The organism is Priestia sp. MDV22-iso46, assembly GCF_058629175.1.
In genome coordinates this window covers 20397-38939 of record NZ_JBZVWT010000012.1, presented here as the reverse complement: position 1 = coordinate 38939, position 18543 = coordinate 20397, and the positions used below count along the sequence as shown (strand labels likewise).

The 18543-nt window shown below is 33.9% G+C and carries 15 protein-coding genes and 1 pseudogene; 12 read left to right on the top strand and 4 right to left on the bottom strand.

The genetic code is table 11. The features are described from left to right. Positions 1 to 89: 89 nt before the first annotated feature. Genes AC4NPH_RS27590 through AC4NPH_RS27580 form a run of 3 tightly spaced genes read left to right on the top strand, consistent with a single transcriptional unit; the run spans position 90 to position 1364 of the window. Positions 90 to 668, top strand: coding sequence for a CBO0543 family protein (locus tag AC4NPH_RS27590; RefSeq protein ID WP_098197781.1), 579 nt, complete (start codon positions 90 to 92; stop codon positions 666 to 668). 23 nt (positions 669 to 691) lie between these two features. Beyond that, positions 692 to 868 carry a hypothetical protein gene (locus AC4NPH_RS27585; RefSeq protein WP_176543566.1) on the top strand — a complete coding sequence of 59 codons (177 nt, stop codon included), beginning with the start codon at positions 692 to 694 and terminating at the stop codon, positions 866 to 868. Positions 869 to 905: 37 nt separating this feature from the next. Continuing rightward, positions 906 to 1364, top strand: a complete 459-nt coding sequence (locus tag AC4NPH_RS27580) for a hypothetical protein (RefSeq protein WP_098315420.1) — start codon at positions 906 to 908, stop codon at positions 1362 to 1364. A 653-nt stretch (positions 1365 to 2017) separates the two neighbouring features. Here the strand turns inward: AC4NPH_RS27580 and AC4NPH_RS27575 are convergent. Beyond that, positions 2018 to 2980, bottom strand: a complete 963-nt coding sequence (locus tag AC4NPH_RS27575; RefSeq protein WP_098315421.1) for a DUF3231 family protein — start codon at positions 2978 to 2980, stop codon at positions 2018 to 2020. Positions 2981 to 3685: 705 nt separating this feature from the next. On the opposite strand from AC4NPH_RS27575, the gene AC4NPH_RS27570 reads away from it, so the two are divergent. The 4 genes from AC4NPH_RS27570 to AC4NPH_RS27555 all read left to right on the top strand — a co-directional run bounded on the left by AC4NPH_RS27570 (position 3686) and on the right by AC4NPH_RS27555 (position 9477). Beyond that, positions 3686 to 4585, top strand: a complete 900-nt coding sequence (locus tag AC4NPH_RS27570) for an AraC family transcriptional regulator (protein WP_098315423.1) — start codon at positions 3686 to 3688, stop codon at positions 4583 to 4585. A gap of 394 nt (positions 4586 to 4979) precedes the next feature. Continuing rightward, the gene (locus AC4NPH_RS27565; protein WP_098315424.1) at positions 4980 to 5921 is read left to right on the top strand and encodes a sugar phosphate isomerase/epimerase family protein; all 942 of its coding nucleotides are present in this window, start codon (positions 4980 to 4982) and stop codon (positions 5919 to 5921) included. Positions 5922 to 6005: 84 nt separating this feature from the next. Further along, on the top strand, positions 6006 to 7220 hold the full coding sequence (locus AC4NPH_RS27560) for a Gfo/Idh/MocA family protein (protein ID WP_098598885.1): 1215 nt from the start codon (positions 6006 to 6008) through the stop codon (positions 7218 to 7220). 832 nt (positions 7221 to 8052) lie between these two features. Then, positions 8053 to 9477 (top strand): sugar porter family MFS transporter, encoded by a 1425-nt coding sequence (locus AC4NPH_RS27555; protein WP_098598886.1) that lies wholly within the window; start codon positions 8053 to 8055, stop codon positions 9475 to 9477. 798 nt (positions 9478 to 10275) lie between these two features. Here AC4NPH_RS27555 and AC4NPH_RS27550 read toward each other — a convergent pair. Next, complete coding sequence (locus AC4NPH_RS27550) at positions 10276 to 11136, bottom strand: LysR family transcriptional regulator (RefSeq protein WP_218007803.1); 861 nt, start codon at positions 11134 to 11136, stop codon at positions 10276 to 10278. Between the two features lie 127 nt (positions 11137 to 11263). Here AC4NPH_RS27550 and AC4NPH_RS27545 point away from each other — a divergent pair, with 127 nt between their 5' ends. Next, positions 11264 to 11803: a prolyl-tRNA synthetase associated domain-containing protein gene (locus AC4NPH_RS27545; protein WP_098315203.1), complete on the top strand. Its 540-nt coding sequence runs from the start codon at positions 11264 to 11266 to the stop codon at positions 11801 to 11803. A gap of 123 nt (positions 11804 to 11926) precedes the next feature. Continuing rightward, complete coding sequence (locus AC4NPH_RS27540; protein ID WP_098598888.1) at positions 11927 to 12820, top strand: DMT family transporter; 894 nt, start codon at positions 11927 to 11929, stop codon at positions 12818 to 12820. Positions 12821 to 13357: 537 nt separating this feature from the next. On the opposite strand, the gene AC4NPH_RS27535 is transcribed toward AC4NPH_RS27540, so the two are convergent. Further along, positions 13358 to 14212, bottom strand: a complete 855-nt coding sequence (locus AC4NPH_RS27535; protein ID WP_029320988.1) for a helix-turn-helix transcriptional regulator — start codon at positions 14210 to 14212, stop codon at positions 13358 to 13360. A 121-nt stretch (positions 14213 to 14333) separates the two neighbouring features. Between AC4NPH_RS27535 and fabF the strand changes: the two genes are divergently transcribed. Then, a complete protein-coding gene (gene fabF, locus AC4NPH_RS27530) occupies positions 14334 to 15569 on the top strand; it encodes a beta-ketoacyl-ACP synthase II (RefSeq protein WP_098197474.1) in 1236 nt (411 codons plus the stop codon). A 273-nt stretch (positions 15570 to 15842) separates the two neighbouring features. Here fabF and AC4NPH_RS27525 read toward each other — a convergent pair whose 3' ends face one another. Continuing rightward, entirely contained in the window at positions 15843 to 16085 is a 243-nt protein-coding gene (locus AC4NPH_RS27525; RefSeq protein WP_098197473.1) for a hypothetical protein, read from the bottom strand. A 156-nt stretch (positions 16086 to 16241) separates the two neighbouring features. On the opposite strand from AC4NPH_RS27525, the pseudogene AC4NPH_RS27520 reads away from it, so the two are divergent. Beyond that, positions 16242 to 16388: pseudogene (locus AC4NPH_RS27520) on the top strand (Y-family DNA polymerase); the annotation flags it as partial. Between the two features lie 311 nt (positions 16389 to 16699). Then, a complete protein-coding gene (locus AC4NPH_RS27515; RefSeq protein WP_098197472.1) occupies positions 16700 to 17602 on the top strand; it encodes an AraC family transcriptional regulator in 903 nt (300 codons plus the stop codon). Positions 17603 to 18543: the final 941 nt, after the last annotated feature.

Here is an 18543-nt window from a genome sequence, read left to right as displayed (position 1 = left end):
ATTTATTACTGAAAAACGGTAATACTAAAAAGGCAGCTCAAAGAGTTTGAATTCAAAAATATCTGTTAGCTTTTGATTCAAATATAGGGGTGATATCAATAGATAATATATTTGAAAATCTTAAGGAAATACGTTTATTAGAAGATAAGCTGTATCATTTAGAATTAAATGGTTGGCTAAAAAATGAGTTTTTAACTTGGGAATGGTGGATACTAGTCGTTTTTTTAGTTGTGCCTTGGGTTATATGGGCTAAACTTGTTAAACGAGACATTATTTTAGAAATTTTGTTATTTGGTACCGTAAGTATCTTGACAACAACCTTATTAGATATAGTTGGTGTGCAATATAGTTTTTGGGATTACCCCATTGCACTCCTACCTATTATTCCTCGGGCCTTTCCTTTTGATTTTTCAATGGTACCTGTAGCTTACATGTTGTTATATCAATATTTTAGAACATGGAAATCTTTTATTTTAGCCCAGATCATTATGGCACTAACATATGCCTATATTGGTGAACCCTTTTGCGAGTGGGTCAAACTTGTTAATTATTTAGAGTGGAGATACAGATATTCATTCATATATTACATCATTCTTGGAATTGTAACTCGAGCTTTAATACTAAAACTAGCCTCTTTATCTAAACCTCAAGATCTTACAACTAAGTAAAATTTAAATTGGAGGAAAAAACTTTGGAAGAAGTTAATATTGGTTTTTTGACGATCAAAGTCATCGTTGGTTTTGCCACTATATTTTTTATAAAAAAGTTTATTTATTTACTTCTTTACATAAAAGAAATTAATTTTATACTTCTAAATAGAATTAATCTATTAAAAACAACTTTTAAATTGTCTACTTTAAAAGAATGATACAGAAAAAATAATTTTGATTGGATAAGTGGTATTGATGAATGAAGATAAGTTACAAAAGTTACTCTGGAGCATTGCCATACCGGGGTTTGGACAGTTATTAAACAGAAAAATATTCAAAGGTATAATATTCATCTTCCTAGAATTTGTCATAAATTATAATTCGAATTTAAATACCTCCATTATGTTAAGCTTTAATGGAAAAGTTAACGAAGCCATTGAAGTAACTAATTATCAATGGCTATTGTTTTATCCTTGCGTATATGTATTTGCTATGTGGGATGCAGTTAGAGAAGCAAAGGGTGAAAATCCTCCATTTTACTATCTTCCGTTTGTTTTGGGAGCTTATTTAGGAACAGTCGGTATTATTTATTCTAGGTCTTTGACCATTTTTACACTACTATTAGGACCGGTATTTTCAGGAATCATCTTTTTCTTTTTCGGTATATTTTTGGGGAATTTCATAAGGTACATATTAAATAAAAAACACTTTTAAGTATTCAAGTATAATCAGTGACTGTAAAATACTCAATAACAGCGATTCAAAATTCCCTAATAATAACAGACAATCATTTTAAAATCACATCATGGATGGAGTGGAGAAACGGTACTGAAGATTGGAGAGTTTTTATGACTGAAAATCATTTCAAGAAGGTTAGACGACCAAAACAGCTATTGCAGAAGCAACTGGTTTTAATCACAAAACCGTAAGTAAATACCTAAAAGATAATTAGGTGCCTAAACGCAAAGTAAATAAATAGAAAAAAGAGAGTAAGTTAGATTCTTATAAAACGTATATACTTGGGCGTCTTAGAGAAGGTACTATTAATTGTGTAGTTTTGCTAGAAGAAATACAAGCAATGGGATATGAAGGTCAACTGACAATATTGAGGGATTTCATCCTCTTCATCAACAACTAAAGAAGCAGGCAATTTTACGGCTTGAAACGCCACCGGGAAAACAAGCTCAAATGGGATTGGCATACGTCGAGAAGTACTTAGTCAATGATACGCTGCAAGATGTATGTGGATGTAGAATTCAGAATTCTACATCGTCGCAATATTGAAGGCGTTTTTGGGAAAATTTAAAATTTTCTTCTATGGATTCAACAAACTTTCCCATAATGTTTCACCTCTATTTTTTATTCTTTTACTTATGCATCCAATTAGATAGAGGAGGTTCATGGAACCAATTTTTTCTTACTAATAACTTAAATCCTTTTTCTGAAAAGTCTTCGACCTGCTTGATTAATTCTTTTAATAAATTTATATGATCTCTTTTATAGCTAACTACTATAGCACTTTGTAAATTGGTTATTCCTATTGGGTTTAGAAACATAATTAAATTTGCTATTAGTTTATCTGAGAATGGTGAGGTTTCAATCTTATTAACGTGGGCCTCCAATCCAGTTGAAGTAGGGACACCGTTCTCCCTGAAGATATTCGATAAAGTAGAAGCTTGGTTAAATGCGAGTTTTTCTCCCTCCAGTAAAAAATTCTTTATGTCATCATCCTTTACAACTTCAGAAAAACCAGCACAAAGAGCAACCCCCACATTATTACATTCAAGAGCACTAAACATATGTGACAGTTCTACTGCATTAAGTGGTCTTTGCTGAGTTGATTTAACTTTGAACAATTTCCCTTTTCTCTCTTCCGCATTTTTGTAAGAGAAAGAACTATTTTGTAGCATGCCTTTATCACCTAACAACCCTAATAAAGAATAATCTATTTCAGTAAAAGTATCGAGAAGTTCTTTAAAAAATTTTTTAATTTTTAAATCAGTTAATTCTGAATACTGCAATGCAAGTTCTTTCAATCCGTTACCCGTTACATGTTTAAGAATTTCTGTAGTTAGTTGATCTGAAAATAACTTAGTATTTGGATTATATAAATCATCTTGGATGTTGAAAAATGAGGTACTTTTAAAGCCTTTTTCAGACAAAATTAAGTTAGCTGTTTGTTCTTGATGTGTTGATATTTCGTTTATTTGTTTTAGAATTTCTTTCACATCAACATCTTCTGTAGTTCCAATAAGATATTTCAAAAATATGTTAATCATATTAGAACTTGATTGTAAGTACCAAAGAAAACCTAATTCATTTACATTCATTTTTTCTACCCCTATCAATTCATTTTCTCTACTTATATTTTCTAAAAACACGTTAACTTATTCATAACCTTTTTCTTTCAGGTTAATTCTAATAACTAAATTTTTTAATACATTCTTAATTATTTTATTAGAGAAATACCTTTTGTAATTATATGTTAGATATTGATTCAATAGGCTAATTCCTTCTTTATATATTTATTGTTTCATACCTTATCTCTTCATAAATATTTTGATTATGCAACAACATTTATTCTAATTTAAAAACTCTTTTATTCTTTTGGATAAATAGTAAGCTACTTTTGTTATAAATACTTTAACTATTACTCCTCTTGTAGAAAAACCCACAATTTGTCGTCAGTAAGAGTAAATAGTAAAACTTTAATTTTTATAAATGTGTTTTTAAATTTACTCCTTTATATGAAAGAAATTAATCTTTTATTTTTAAATAAATTAACCTTATTAAAAGTAAATCCAGTACCTAACCCTTTTATCCAAGTAGAATATATAATGTGTCTTATTTTAATATCTTTAAGCTTTTATTTTCTTTCCCTTAGAGTTAAAAAGTTAAAATTATCCAATTTTTCATAATATCTTTAACTAACCTCATATAGAGTCTTTATAGACAAATTTTTTCATTTAAATTATAGTTTGTATTAATAATTAATGAATAGATTTTCTGATTTCATAAAGAGGAGGGGCGGTTTATTGGATAAGTTTATCTCAGGAAAGATTGCGTTAAATGAATATATTCAACGTACAAGAAGTAATGGAGTGTCTTTTTATATTCACTACTGGGGAGTTATGCCACAGCATTATAATAATTTGCCTCATAAACATTCATTCTTTGAGGTGTGTTACGTACTCGAAGGACGGGGAACTTATATAGACGAAGGATGTACATATCAAATAGAAGAAAATACAATGTTTCTTTCAAGACCTGAAGTTTTACATCAAATAAAAAGCGACACCGGACTTTTTCTCTTATATGTCGGATTTGAACTAGATGAATCAGAATCAAGTGAAAAGTGGGTAACAATAATTGAAGAGGCGAAACAATGTTCGGAAGTAGTCATAGATGTAAAAGAAGATGAAGCTGCACCGTTAATGTGGAAGTCTCTTTTGATTCAAGCAGAAAAAAGTGAAAGCGCTCTTTTTGAGGAGATACTATCAAATTTAGCTCATTCCCTTATTCTTTTATTAATACAAAACTTTGTTGTGACTTCGAATTACCATAATCAGAAGTCTGTGCAAAAAAAGTCTTCTTTAATTCTGACCCTTGCGAAATTATATATTAAAGATAATCTATCAAATTCTATTAAACTTACGGATACAGCCACCCATTTACACCTATCTAGTCGACATCTGTCTCGTCTATTTAAATCAGAATTAGGTATCAGCTACTCAGAATATGTACAAAATGTACGGATTCAGAGAGCTGCTACATTGCTCAAAACAACCGATTTATCTATCAGAGACATTGCGCAAGAAACAGGCTTTCCAGACGTTCACTACTTTACACGTGTTTTTACTGCTTCGATGCGTAGCTCACCAGGACGTTTTCGCGCTCTATATACAAAGTTAAAAACAGTTATATATAAAGATTAGTCAACTCCTCTCTACTTAATTTCATTTATGAAAAAGTAGAGGAGGGTTATTTTATTAAATAAAATTAGTAATGTTTCGATAAAATTGTCCTTAAAAGATAAAAAGTAGTCCTCTTAAAACAAAGACGTTTAAGATTTTATATCTTATACTAATCACTATAGCAATTAAAGTTTATTGAATAGTTAATTAAATAAAAGCGTTTCCAATTACTTATTTTTCAACATATTAAGATTATCTTATAAAAATTTATAGGTTTGAAAGCAAAATATTAACCAACAGAGATATTGCTAAGTTATAAATAAAAGCTTTAAAGTAATGAAAGCTGTTGAATAGATTTGTCCTATAAATATAATCTTGATGAGTGATTGTAAACAGATTTTTAGGGGGAACAACCATGAAATTATCTTACGTGACGGACAGTTTAGGACATTTACCTTTTGAAGAAATGTTAGACGTGATAGCAGAGATGGGAATCGATACGATCGAAATGACCACAGGAGGGTGGTCACCAGCACCTCACTTGAGACTAGATGAACTTTTAGAAAGCGATTCCAAAAGAACTGAATTCTTAAATGAATTGGAAAAACGTAATATTAAACTTTGTGCATTAAATTGTTCTGGGAATCCATTAGACCCTGGGGAGTTGGGCAAAGAGCATCGAGAAGTGACAAATAAAACGTTTGAATTAGCCAAATTGTTAGGTGTAAAGAAAGTAATCATGATGAGTGGATTACCAGCTGGAAGTCCTGAAGATAAAATTCCAAACTGGATCACCTATACTGTAAGCTGGCCTCCAGTGTTAAAAGATATTTTAGATTATCAATGGAATGAAGTAGCTATACCTTACTGGAAAGAACTAGTTAAGAAAGCTGAATCCTGCGGTATTGAAAAAATCGCCCTTGAAAATTTCAGTTCTCAATTAGTTTATAATCCTGAAACATTATTTAAATTACGTAACGCCGTCGGACCTATCGTAGGATTAAATTTAGATCCAAGCCACTTAATCTGGATGGGCGCAGATCCGATTTTGTCAGCTAGGGAATTAGGATCAGCTATCCACCATGTTCATGGAAAAGACGTGCGTCTTGAGCGACATCTGTCAGGAGTTAACGGAGTAATGGAAACAAAAGAAGTGACGGATGTAGCAAATAGAGCCTGGAATTATGTAGCAGTAGGTTGTGGCCAAGATTTACAGTGGTGGAAAGAATTTTTCTCTGTTGTTAAGATGATGGGTTATGATGAAGAGGTTTCTTTAGAAATGGAAGATTTAACAATGTCAGTAGAAGCAGGGGTTCGAACTTCCATTGATGCATTAAAACAAACGCTTAGCTTTTAATTTAAATACTAAAATTATTTCAGATATCTTAGAATTTAATATTACTGAATATTTTAAAAATAACTAAAAGAGAGGAAGTCTACTATGTTAAATGGAGAGAAAAAAATTGCAAGACCGTTACGATGGGGGATGGTTGGTGGAGGAAGACTAGGGCAAGTTGGTTATAAGCATCGAATTGGGGCACTTAGAGATAACACAGCTTTTCAATTGGTAGCTGGGGCATTCGATATTGATCCTGCTAGAGGAAAAGATTTTGGTGTCAACATTGGAGTATCTGAAGATCGTTGTTATCCAAATTATGAAACGATGTTTGCAGAGGAAGCAAAACGAAAAGATGGACTTGAGGTTGTATCAATTGCTACGCCTAACGGTACGCATTATGAAATTTGTAAGGCGGCGTTACATGCAGGTCTACATGTAATTTGTGAAAAGCCTTTGTTTTTTACGAGTGATGAGGTACTAGAGATCAAAGCACTAGCTGAAGAAAAAGGGAAAATCGTTGGGGTAACGTATGGATTCTCTGGTAACCAGTTGCTGCTTCAAATGAGAGCAATGGTTGAAAAGGGAGAAATCGGTGATGTACGAGTAGTCGAATTACAGTACACGCATGGATTTAATGCCACTGATGATGGAGACAAAGTGAATGCTGCGCAAAAGTGGCGCGTGGATCCTAAGATTGCAGGACCAAGCTATGTGTTAGGCGATCTTTCTACACATACGTACTATATGTCACAGTTAATCATGCCACAAATGAAAATTAAAAAGTTATTATGTGATCGCCAGAGCTTTATCAGCAGCCGTGCTCCACTTGAAGACAATGCTTACGTTTTAATGCACTATGAAAATGGAGCTGTAGGTAGGCTATGGACATCCTCTATTGACGCGGGTTGTATGGACGGTCATCGAATTCGCATTGTTGGTTCTAAGGCAAGCTTGGAATGGTGGGACAGTAAGCCAAATGAATTACGATATGAAGTGCAAGGGCAACCCATTCAAACGTTGATTCGATCAATGCCTTACTTAGATGAAAGCTGTAACGCGGATGAGCGTTTAGGTGCTTTACACCAGGAAGGGCTTTCTGAGTCATGGTCAAATATTTACCTGAAGTTTGCGATTGCGATTGATGCAAAAATGCGTGGTGATCAAAAAACGTTGGATACACTTGTTTACCCAGATATTAATGCAGGACTAGAAGGTGTTCGCTGGATTGAAAATTGTGTACGCTCAGCAGATCAGGGTTCTGTATGGGTGGATCTTGAGAGTAACAAAGAAGCTGCATTGGTAGGAGAAACTCTTTAAATTTAGGTAGAATCGATAACGATTAAAAGTACCGAAATATTGAATAAAAGCCGTGGGGTTGGTTGTGAAAGCTAATGTCACGGCTTTTAAATAAAAGAATATATTAATGAATCATGTAGATTTTGATTATTAAATTAATGAAAAATAAAGGTCACCACTTTAATTAATTATTTGGTGTTTTAAAGGAAATAGTGAATTAAAAAATTTTAAAAACTAGAAAGGAAAGAGTCCTGATGATTTTGAGGGAGGTACTAGATTTAAGTCAAAGTATAGCAAACTACCGTTTAGATAAGCATGAATTAGTAAAGAATAAAGGTTTCTCAGATCCAGACGTGCTAAAAATCAACCAACAGTTGGAATTAAAAATTCAGAATATTAAAAATATAGCAAAGGGTATCCGTTCCTTCTAAATATGTCTACTCAATTATGAGAATGAAAAACATGATTTAACTTTGCAGGCGTTAATTAAGAGAACTTAACCAAATAACTTTAGTAAAGATAAACAGAAATAAAATTATATACTATCTTCTATATTGAAATTTAATCCAAAGCTATATTGTTCCGATCTTTTATCCAGAATTTCACTATCTTTAAAGAGATAGTGGAAGGCATAGTCAAAAGGGCATAAATGAAAGCGCTTTTAAATTGATAACTCGACGCATGAATTTTTATTTACAATAAGCCTCAATTGATAACCTTTATGCAGATGTGAGGACTTAGGTTACCTATCTTCATTAAAAGGGGGCATTTCCTTTGCAATCATATTTAGCAAAAAGCTGGATGGATAAGTATTATGTTAAAACAAATACGATCGATAAAGGGGGAATTTAACGTGGAAAATCTCAAGTTGCCTAATGATTACACAGCTCAAACGGAACAGGTCAAAGAAAAGGACTCAAAAAAGTTTTTAAAATTGGTCACCATTGTATCAACGTTTGGAGGACTATTATTCGGATATGATACGGGGGTTATTAATGGGGCGCTTCCATTTATGGCCCGGCCTGACCAATTAAACTTAAACCCTTTTACTGAGGGTTTAGTAGCAAGTTCTCTCGTATTAGGTGCTGCGTTTGGTTCCATATTTGGCGGACGCTTATCTGATAATAAAGGACGTAGGAAGGTTATTTTATATCTTGCAATATTATTTTTCTTTTCTGCAGCTGGTTGTGTCATAGCACCAAATACAACTATAATGGTTGCTTTTCGTTTTCTATTGGGCCTTGCTGTGGGTGGATCTTCTGTAGTCATTCCATCATATCTTGCTGAAATAGCACCTGCAGACAGGCGCGGTATGTTAGTTACGCAAAATGAATTGATGATTGTTACGGGTCAGTTCCTTGCCTATATATTTAATGCAGTTATTGGGAATGTCTTTGGGGATGCAGGACATGCTTGGCGTTATATGTTGGTAATTGCGACATTGCCAGCCTTGGCACTTTGGATTGGAGTACTTATTTTACCTGAAAGTCCTCGATGGTTAGCTTCAAAAGGAAAAATGGCTGACGCATTAAAAATACTTCAAAAGATTCGTAGTGAAAGTATCGCTCAACAGGAATTGAAGGATATAAAAGCACATATTTCGGAAAAGCAAAAAATAGAAAAAATAAGTTTTAAAGATTTAAGGAAACCGTGGATTCGTCGTATTGTGGTTCTTGGTATTTCTATTGGCTCTATATCCCAATTAGTAGGTATCAATTCTATTATGTACTATGGAACACAAATTCTTGAAAATTCTGGCTTTGGTACAAAAACTGCATTAATTGCAAACGTAGCAAACGGATTAATTGCTGTTGTTGCAGTTATTGTTGGCATGTCGTTACTCAATAAAGTGAATAGAAGGCCCATGTTGCTTACGGGTTTAACAGGGGTAACGATTGCACTTATTACGATTGGTATTTCTGCTTTCGTGCTTACGGGGTCTCCAATGTTGCCATATGTAGTATTATCAATGACAGTCATATACTTAGCCTTTTTCCAAGGAGCTATTGGCCCGATGTCGTGGCTCATACTCGCAGAAATCTTCCCTGTTCGTTTACGCGGTATTGGTATGGGATTGGCTGTATTATGTTTATGGCTTTGTAACTTCTTAGTAGGTCTATTCTTCCCTATCCTTATGGATACAGTTGGACTTTCAGGGACATTTTTTCTATTCGCTTTATTTGGGATTGTGGGAATAATATATGTGGCGAAATTCTTACCAGAGACGAGAGGGCTTTCATTAGAACAAATAGAGGCTAACTTTAAGAGAAAAAGCTGATGAAAGAGATCAAATAACGTTACATATATACCAATTCATTTTGAGAAAACTTCACCTTTCCGTGGAGTTTTGCTTTTTAGACTGTATAGAATATACAAAGTTAGTTAACATAATTCAGATTATCGGAAATAAAAAGGCCTTTATAATTTACAAAGGCCTTTGAAAAAATTGTTTAGTTAAGCTTAAAGAATGTAGGTTTATCAGAGATTCTCAAAAAATCCATTTACCTATTAAAAAAATTTTTTATAGCTTCTAGACGTATCCTATGCCCACAATCTTCACAAGTGTATTTCCCTTTCATATTCTCTTTAACTAGCTTATATTTCAATGTGCCTTCATATACTTTGAATTTTTTTCTGCAACTTATACAAATTACTTCATAATAAAAAATTTCAAATCCCTCCTCCTTCTTAAATTTAATATATGAAACAACGGATTTATATTTGAAATTTGGGCAAACTATCCAAGACACTGTAAGGTGTCAAATATATCTATTTAGAACATTCGCCAGAAAAACTATCTTACTCGCATGAGGTAGTTTTTTCTGTTTTTAAGCTGTATATCGTATACATCTTTAGTTAACATAATGTCTCTTTCCGGTACACACGACAAAAAAGAACCCTTGGGACAGTAGGATTCCACCAAGGATTCTTTTCCGGAGTATGCAGCTTTTTATACACTGTTGGTTTATCAACGTTTTCTCAGTAGGTGGTTGAGAAACGAATGTATAAGAAGTGCACCTTTTATACATATGCTAGTCCTTTAAAATATAGTATCTTTAGGGAAGGAATGAGTATTTTATCTATACTCTAAATAATTTAAAAATTGTTTGCTAGCAAGAGATAAAGTTTGATTTTCCCTATATGCTAACCCAATTTTTCGGTAAGCAGGTACTTCTAATTCTTTTGTTATAACGTCGTAAGAGATGCGCTGTAAAACTAATTTCGGTAAAATACTAATACCTAAACCACTCTCTACCATAGCCATAATGGCATAGTCATCCCATGTCGTAAAATTAATTTTAGGACATATATTCCACTTTTTAAGCAGTTTAGTTACATCGGAATTCCCTTCTTTTTCTAACAAGATAAAAGAGGACTCAGAAAGTTCAGCAATTGGAATTTTTTCGAGGTCTGCAAGAGGATGCCTTTTAGGCAATACAACAAGTAGATTATCCTGTTCTATAAATGTTGTTTCCAATTCCGGAAGGGTAGGAAGTCGTAAAAACCCAAAATCCACACGCCCTTCTATAATCCACTTTTCTATTTCGTGATAATCACCTAAAAGTAATTCAAAATCAATATTAGGATAATCGGTTTTAAATTGTTTTATTATTTTTGGAAGCCAATGCGTGGCTACGCTAGAGAAAGTGCCAATCCGAACCACTCCTGATTGTAACCCGTTAATTTCTTCTATCTGATGTTGTAAATTTTGATATTCTTCAAATACTCTTTTAGCAGCTGGGAATAAATTTAATCCGTCTGAAGTTAACCGTAAACCAGATCGACCTCGTTCAAGTAAAGTTACTCCCCATTCCTTTTCTAAATCGTTAATCATCCGACTTATGCCAGACTGAGAATAATTTAAATACTTTGCTGCTTTTGTGAAGCTTCCCAATTCAACTGTTTTAACAAAAGCAATATATTTTTGTATATTCATGTCCATCTTATCACAACCTTTGCATCTGTTTTTATCATGCTTAGCATGACAAATATTCGCTTTTGTAATGCTATTTTCCATGATAATCTACATTTATTAAATATACAAAGCAAAGGAATGAAAAAATATGTTTTCTATCAGCGAAGTTTATACCATCGCTCCAAAAAAGTTTTCAACGTCTTTACAACAAGGTACTTATCTTGCTTTACAACAATTGAATATTTCTTTTCAACGTGTTGATACAGATGAAGCCATTACAATGGATGACTGTACTCTAATTAATAAAAGATTAAACATGAAAATGGTTAAAACATTATTCTTATGTAATCGGCAGCAAAGTTCTTTCTATTTATTTATCACTAAAGGGGATAAGCCTTTTCGCTCAAAAGACTTCAGTAGTGCCCTAAATATAGCTAGAGTCTCTTTTGCTCCTGAGGAATTGATGAAAGAAATGTTAGGAACAAAAATTGGAGCAGCAACTGTTTTTAGTGCACTACTTGATAAAAATAATAATGTGGAAATTGTTTTTGATAAAGATGTGATGAGTGAAGAATGGTATGGATGCAGTGATGGAACAACAACCGGATATATGAAAATAAAAACAGAGCAAATTATTAATGATTTTTTACCTTATACAAACCATAAGGTATCGATTATAGAGGTGTGATATGTGTCTATATAAAAATAGAATAGCCATAAAAGTTGGAACTTCTACGCTGACAAATAAAATGGAGCAAAATAATCTAAAATCGCTTGATCAAATTGCCTATGGATTAAGTAGGTGAAGGTAGTGAAATATAAGATACAGTTTGTTTTATCTATGATTATTTTCGGTACAATGGGTTTAATTGTAAGATACATTGATTTGTCTTCGAGTGAAACAGCTTTACTAAGTAGTTCAATAGGGTGTTTATTTTTAATGATTGTTTTTTTCATGAGGAAGAGAACCATTCCATGGAAATTGGTAAAAGTTAATGCTTGTATTTTATTTTTTTCGGGTATTGCATTGGGAGGAAATTGGATGTTTCTTTACCAAGCATATGATCATACAACGCTCACTAATGCAACGCTAGGCTATTATTTTGCACCTGTGTTCGTCATGATCCTCTCACCATTTATCCTTAAAGAACAATTACCTGTCAAAAAAATTATTTGTATCGGTATAGCGATACTAGGTATGTTAATGATTGTTGGAAATGGTGTAAGTGCCTCTGGAACGGAAGATTTACTTGGAATCTTTTTTGGATTACTCGCAGCTGCATGTTATGCTGCATTGATGTTACTCAATAAATTTATTCGCCTCATGGAAAGACTAGAGATTACAATCATCCAACTTGGAATAACAGCTTTACTGCTCTTGCCATATGTGTTTTTGACGGAAAGATTCGGTGTCTTTGGAGTATCTAGATCGTCCGTTCCCTTTATAATAATTCTAGGAATTGTAAACACTGGTATTGGATTTTGGTTGTTTTTCTCAGGTATGGAGAAATTAAAAGGCCAAAGTATCGCTATGCTAAGCTACGTAGATCCATTTGTAGCAATATTGATTTCTGCAGTTATCTTGCGAGAACATATGACACTTGTTCAAATACTAGGTGGCGCACTTCTTTTAGGATCGACATTTATTAGTGAGAATAAAGTGATTAATTTCCCCAAAAGAGGTAAGAGTGTAACGACCCTATAATATGCGAAGCAGTAGGAAGTATTAGTTTCCTACTGCTTTATATATATTTAAAAACTTTTCATATTGATGCTAAGGGATTTTCCGATAATTAAGTCCGTAAAAGTATACTTTTACGGACTTTGAGTTTGTATAAAAAATTTATCATTCTCGACGTTCGTTTAAATTTTAAAATAATTTACGAACGTTCTTTAAAATACATGTAGTTTTACGAACGTTTTTAGCAAAGTAATAGATTGAAAAGTCTACTTCCTATAATCAAACTTATGTAAACTCTAAAGAAAAAAGCTACTCCCTTACCCATGGAAGTAGCTTTTCCTTAGAACATCATACATGAAGAATAGTAGGAATTGGGGTTCCTATCCTCTTAGTTTGCTCTAGAAGTTGCATTTTATTCTTTTATTTTAAGTAAAAAAGAGAACACCAAAGGAATAATAACAAGCCTTCATCATATCGCAAATTTTTGCAATTGGTTTGCATAAAAAACAGTCTCGAAGTAAGAGACTGTCATCTTAATCTGCTTACTATAATAAGATTTCTTTATAATTTCTCTATAGAAGCTCTTTTCATTAGCCGTTTTAATTTATTTTCCGTATCCGTTTCCTCTACTGGCGTGTAGATACTACACCGCAAATCCATATCCCCTTGAACTTGGAGGGAAGTTAAATTAAATAACATTTTCCCTGCTTTGGCATGTCTAAATTCAATAACCATTTCGGGAGCTTTACTTACTTGGCTTTCATTCCATAAGGCTTGGAATTCTGGATGTAAATGACTCATCTGACTAATAAACTGGTTGTACCATTCATCACCTAAATAGTGTCCATAATAGGTACGGAAAATAGCAAGAAAACCTTTCGCAAAATGCTCCCAATTGACAGCTAATGCTTTCAATTCTTTTCGGGCGAACACTAATTGAATTAGATTTCTTTGATCATTTGGAATTTGTTCAAAATCTAGAAAAACATGAGCTGCTGCGGGGTTCCATCCTACAATATGGCAATGGCGATCTGTCACGATAGTCGGACAATAGGTTAATTCAGCTAGTATTCGCTTGAGAGAAGGGCTAAGCTCTAATTGATCTTTTTTTGGATGAACAATTTCTAACTTTGTTTCTAATGCTAGATCATATAAATAGTCTCTTTCATCGCTATTTAGTTGTAGAGCTGTAGAAATACAATCAAGCACAATAGAAGAAACTTTTATATCTCTTCCTTGCTCTAACCATGTGTACCAAGTGGTACTTACCCCTGCTAATTGTGCAACTTCTTCTCGTCGTAATCCGGGTGTCCTTCTTCGGGTTCCAGCTGGTAACCCAATAGACTCTGGCTTAATTTGAGCACGTTTAGCTTTTAGGAATGTAGACAGGGCCTCAAGCCTAGTTTTATCGTTCATTTTTAAAACTCCTCATCATACAATTTACCCTAGTAGTAGTTATACCAGGATAAACAATCCCTTGTAATAGGATAAAAGGACTGTAAAATACAAGTATATTATTGATTTGGAGTGATGAAAAGTGGAAAGAGTTGTGATTACAGGTATGGGAGTAGTCTCTCCTATAGGAAATAACATCAGAACATTTTGGAACAACCTAATTAAAGGAGAGTCCGGCATCTCCTCTATAGATACATTTGATATTACTGACCATAAGGCAAAAATTGCAGGAATTGTTCGGGATTTTGATGCAGATGAAATTTTAGGAAAGAAAGAAGCAAGGCGTTTAGATCGCTTTTCCCAATTTGCTATAGCTGCAGCTGAACAAGCCTGGACAGATTCTAAGTTAGATCTCAATCATATAGATCCAGAAAGGTTAGGCGTATACGTAGGTTCAGGTATAGGCGGCATTGAAACCTTAATTGAAAATATTGATGCACTTAGACAGAAAGGCCCAAGGAGAGTCAGTCCAACTCTCGTGCCGGGTATGATTTCTAATGCTGCTGCAGCACAAATTAGCATCAAGTGGAATGCAATGGGCCCTTCTATGTCACCAGTTTCTGCCTGTGCCATTGGAAATACTGCTATTGGCGAAGCTTTTAGACTTATTCGTTCTGGAGAAGTTGATGCTGTGTTTGCGGGTGGAACAGAGGCTGCTATAACTGACTTGTCAGTAGCCAGTTTTGGGAATGCTACCGCATTATCAACAAGAAATGACGCTCCTACTCAAGCTAGCCGTCCTTTCGATGAAGACCGTGATGGATTTGTCATGTCAGAAGGAGCTGGAATTCTAATCTTAGAATCTCTGTCTCATGCTTTGCGTAGAGGAGCAAAAATTTATGCAGAAGTCATTGGATACGGTGCAAGTTCAGATGCACACCATATGGTTGCTACACATCCAGAGGGTAAAGGTGCTTATCTTGCAATGAAAGCAGCTTTAAAAAATGCAAACATACCCCTTGAAGAGATTGATGTTATTAGTGCTCATGCAACAAGTACAAAAGTGGGTGACATCTCTGAAACCAAGGCTATCAAGGAACTGTTTGGAAAACAAGCTTATCAGATTCCAATAACAGCTAATAAATCTATGATTGGTCACATGTTAGGAGCAGCTGGGGGGGTTGAAGCAATTGCTTTGGCAATGAGCCTTAAGGAAGGCATAATTCCTCCAACAATAAACTTAGAAAATCCGGATCCATTATGCGATTTAGATTATGTACCAGGTATTGCTCGCCAAGTAAAAATAAATACTGGTGTATCTAATTCATTTGGGTTTGGAGGTCATAATGCAGCTATTGTTTTAAAGAAATACGAGTGAGTATATTTTTAGGGAGTTTAAATCCTTGATAAAATATAATTGCAAATTGCTATTTAAGTTGGAGTAAAGATACCCAAAATCGAATCCATCTGGCAAACCATGCCCTAATTGTAGAAGTTCCTTAGGTACTCGCTGAAGAGCCAGATTAATGTCCTTTTATATCCTAACTGCCACCCTAAACTATATTTTCAAAATACTAAAAAAAATGTTGAGAAGTGACAAGCAAGCATTAAAGTAAAAGAGCAAACTCTAGTGACAAGGAGTTTGCTTTTTTTATTTATGTCTTTTGAAGCCAAAACTCACCATATAAGCTATTACCAAGGAGATAACAGCAGCAATACCAACCTTTATGTAAGAAAGTTCTAAGGACCACGGACCGTATTTATGTGGATTCAAACGATACATAGACCACCACTGTCCATTTACACCTTCAAAGAATGAAATGACGATCCATAAAAGAACCAAAACTAAAAACCATGAAAAAAAGATAATATAATTAGAGCGTTTTTTAACCATTGCTCATTCCTTCGTCTTCTCAATTCATCTACAATATTCTTCTCTCTTATTATAGTAACAATAATCGGGAAAACTTTAGAGTTTTTATTGAATAAAGAACATTTGTTCGTATATAATATAGAGAACAAATGTTCTTTTATTTGGGGAGTTCTTTTAATGGATTATGGGCAGCTACCAAACAGAGTCATTATTTGCATCGACATGAGGAGCTTTTTCGCTTCGGTTTCCTCTGTCATACGGGGATTAGATCCGTTAAAAATAAGGCTTGCTGTGGTAGGAGATATCAAACGGTCAGGATCAGTGGCATGTGTACCAGGTACTCCTTCACCAAATAGCTGTTTGAATTTTTCTTCTCTCTTTTCGATACGATTCATAAACAAGCCTCCTGATAAAAAATAGACAAGTTCACATTTATATTAGCTACTTTTATTACAGTTGATTGGTTGTGAGCTTCTTTGAAATCCTTTTTCCTTAACGCTTTTAATTATGTCATAAATATCAAAAAAGCCTTAGCCTATTATTATCAAGTTTTTGCCTAATCCTCTCAAACTTTCTTACAAAATCTATGACTATCAGGTATAATGAACCGAAAATAAAGAAAAGGAGAATAAGTTATGTCTAACACACCCTATAAGCAGCAATATGAACTTTCTAGACTCATTGAACGCCTTTGCAAGCAGGACGGTGTTCATCCTACTACCATTCCATCTTTATTTCTCATCCGCGAATCCATTATTACTGAACCTATTTCTAGGGTTAACGAGCCATCTTTTTGCATTATCCTCCAAGGAGAGAAGGAGGTATTATTGGGAGAGGAAAGATTTTTATACGGTCCTGGCCATTATATTGTGGCATCAGTTGACTTACCAGTTACAGGTCAAGTCATCAAAGCCTCAGCCGATGCCCCATATTTAGCTTTCAAACTTGAATTTACCTCTAGCCAAGTTTTAGAGGTTTTGAATGGCACAGATTTTAAAACGGGGCAGGGAAAGAACGCAAAACGAGCTATGTACGTTAGCGAAATAGAGCCATCTTTGTTGAACGCCGTAGTAAGGTTAGCATCTTTGCTAGGCACTCCAAAACATATCCCTGTTCTTGCTCCATTATTAAAAAAAGAAATTCTTTATTGGATTTTGCAAGGTCCACATGGCGAAGCGCTTGAACAAATGGCATTAGAAGGTAGCAATGCCTCTAGAATAAGAGAGGTTATAGATCATATCATCAATAATTACGAAGAGTCTTTTCGTATTGAAGAGCTTGCTGAAATAGCGAATATGAGTGTTTCATCGCTACATCGACATTTTAAAGATGTAACGGCAATGAGTCCCATTCAGTTTCAAAAACGACTGAGATTGCAGGAAGCAAGGCGCTTGCTATTAGCTGAATCATTAGATGTAGCTGATGTCGCATTCAGGGTGGGATACGAAAGTCAATCGCAATTTAGTCGAGAATATTCCCGAATGTTTGGCTTTCCACCTAGAGTAGATATAAAGCGAATGAGAGAACACTACGTTTAAATAAAGAAAGATTGCAGATTGTAAAAGGTGGTACTTAAATTAAAGGGTACTTTAGTTCGATAAAAAATAGTAATTTTAAGATTTTCAACAATCTGGATTTTTAATGGAAGAAAGATTAAAAAAATAATTATCCATGTACACATAGCTAAATGAGTAAAAACAATTAAAACAAAAGATTTTTTTATTGAATCTTGATAAAATGAAAAATGGCGTCCATTCGCCACTATGCCAGAGTAATACAGAGAGTTAAAAGAAATGAATAAATAAGCAAGTAGAAGTAGCTCAACCTGTTTTAACAGAAGAGCAAATAGAACAAATCAATTTCACCTTTATTGAAGCCTTACATACAAATAAATAAGTATACTGTACATATTATATATAACAAAAACGGGATGCAAACGATTATGCATCCCGTCATGTGAAGAAGGAAAAAGTAGCTTTTAATGCAGCATATGATCTTTAAGGAACACCTCATTTACGTAATTGCATTGCCTAATGAAACAGTAACTTGAAAAAGTATATTCTCTTTAACAAACACCTCATTTAAGCATTGAGCTAAAAAAATATACAATGTGAACGAAATCGTTCTTGGTCTGGGACAAACACCTCATTTGTATAATTATAAATGAATATTATTGTCTACCCATTATATATATTCTTACTACGTTCATGACTACCATCCCCTTATGAATCAAACATACATCGATTTACAATAAGGTTTTCTGAAATATGCCTGCTGTAGACACCTCATCCCAAATGTAAGAAGCTTTGTAATGATTAGTTGTAATCAATAACTTGTTTTCCTTCTTCCCTAAATAGAATATCCCAATAGCCTATTTATAATTCAGTAAAGCTAACAGGTGTTTTTTGGATTACATGTATCCTTCATCTATAAGATAGATTAAATAACGAAGTCTTATTATGGATAGCTATAATAAACA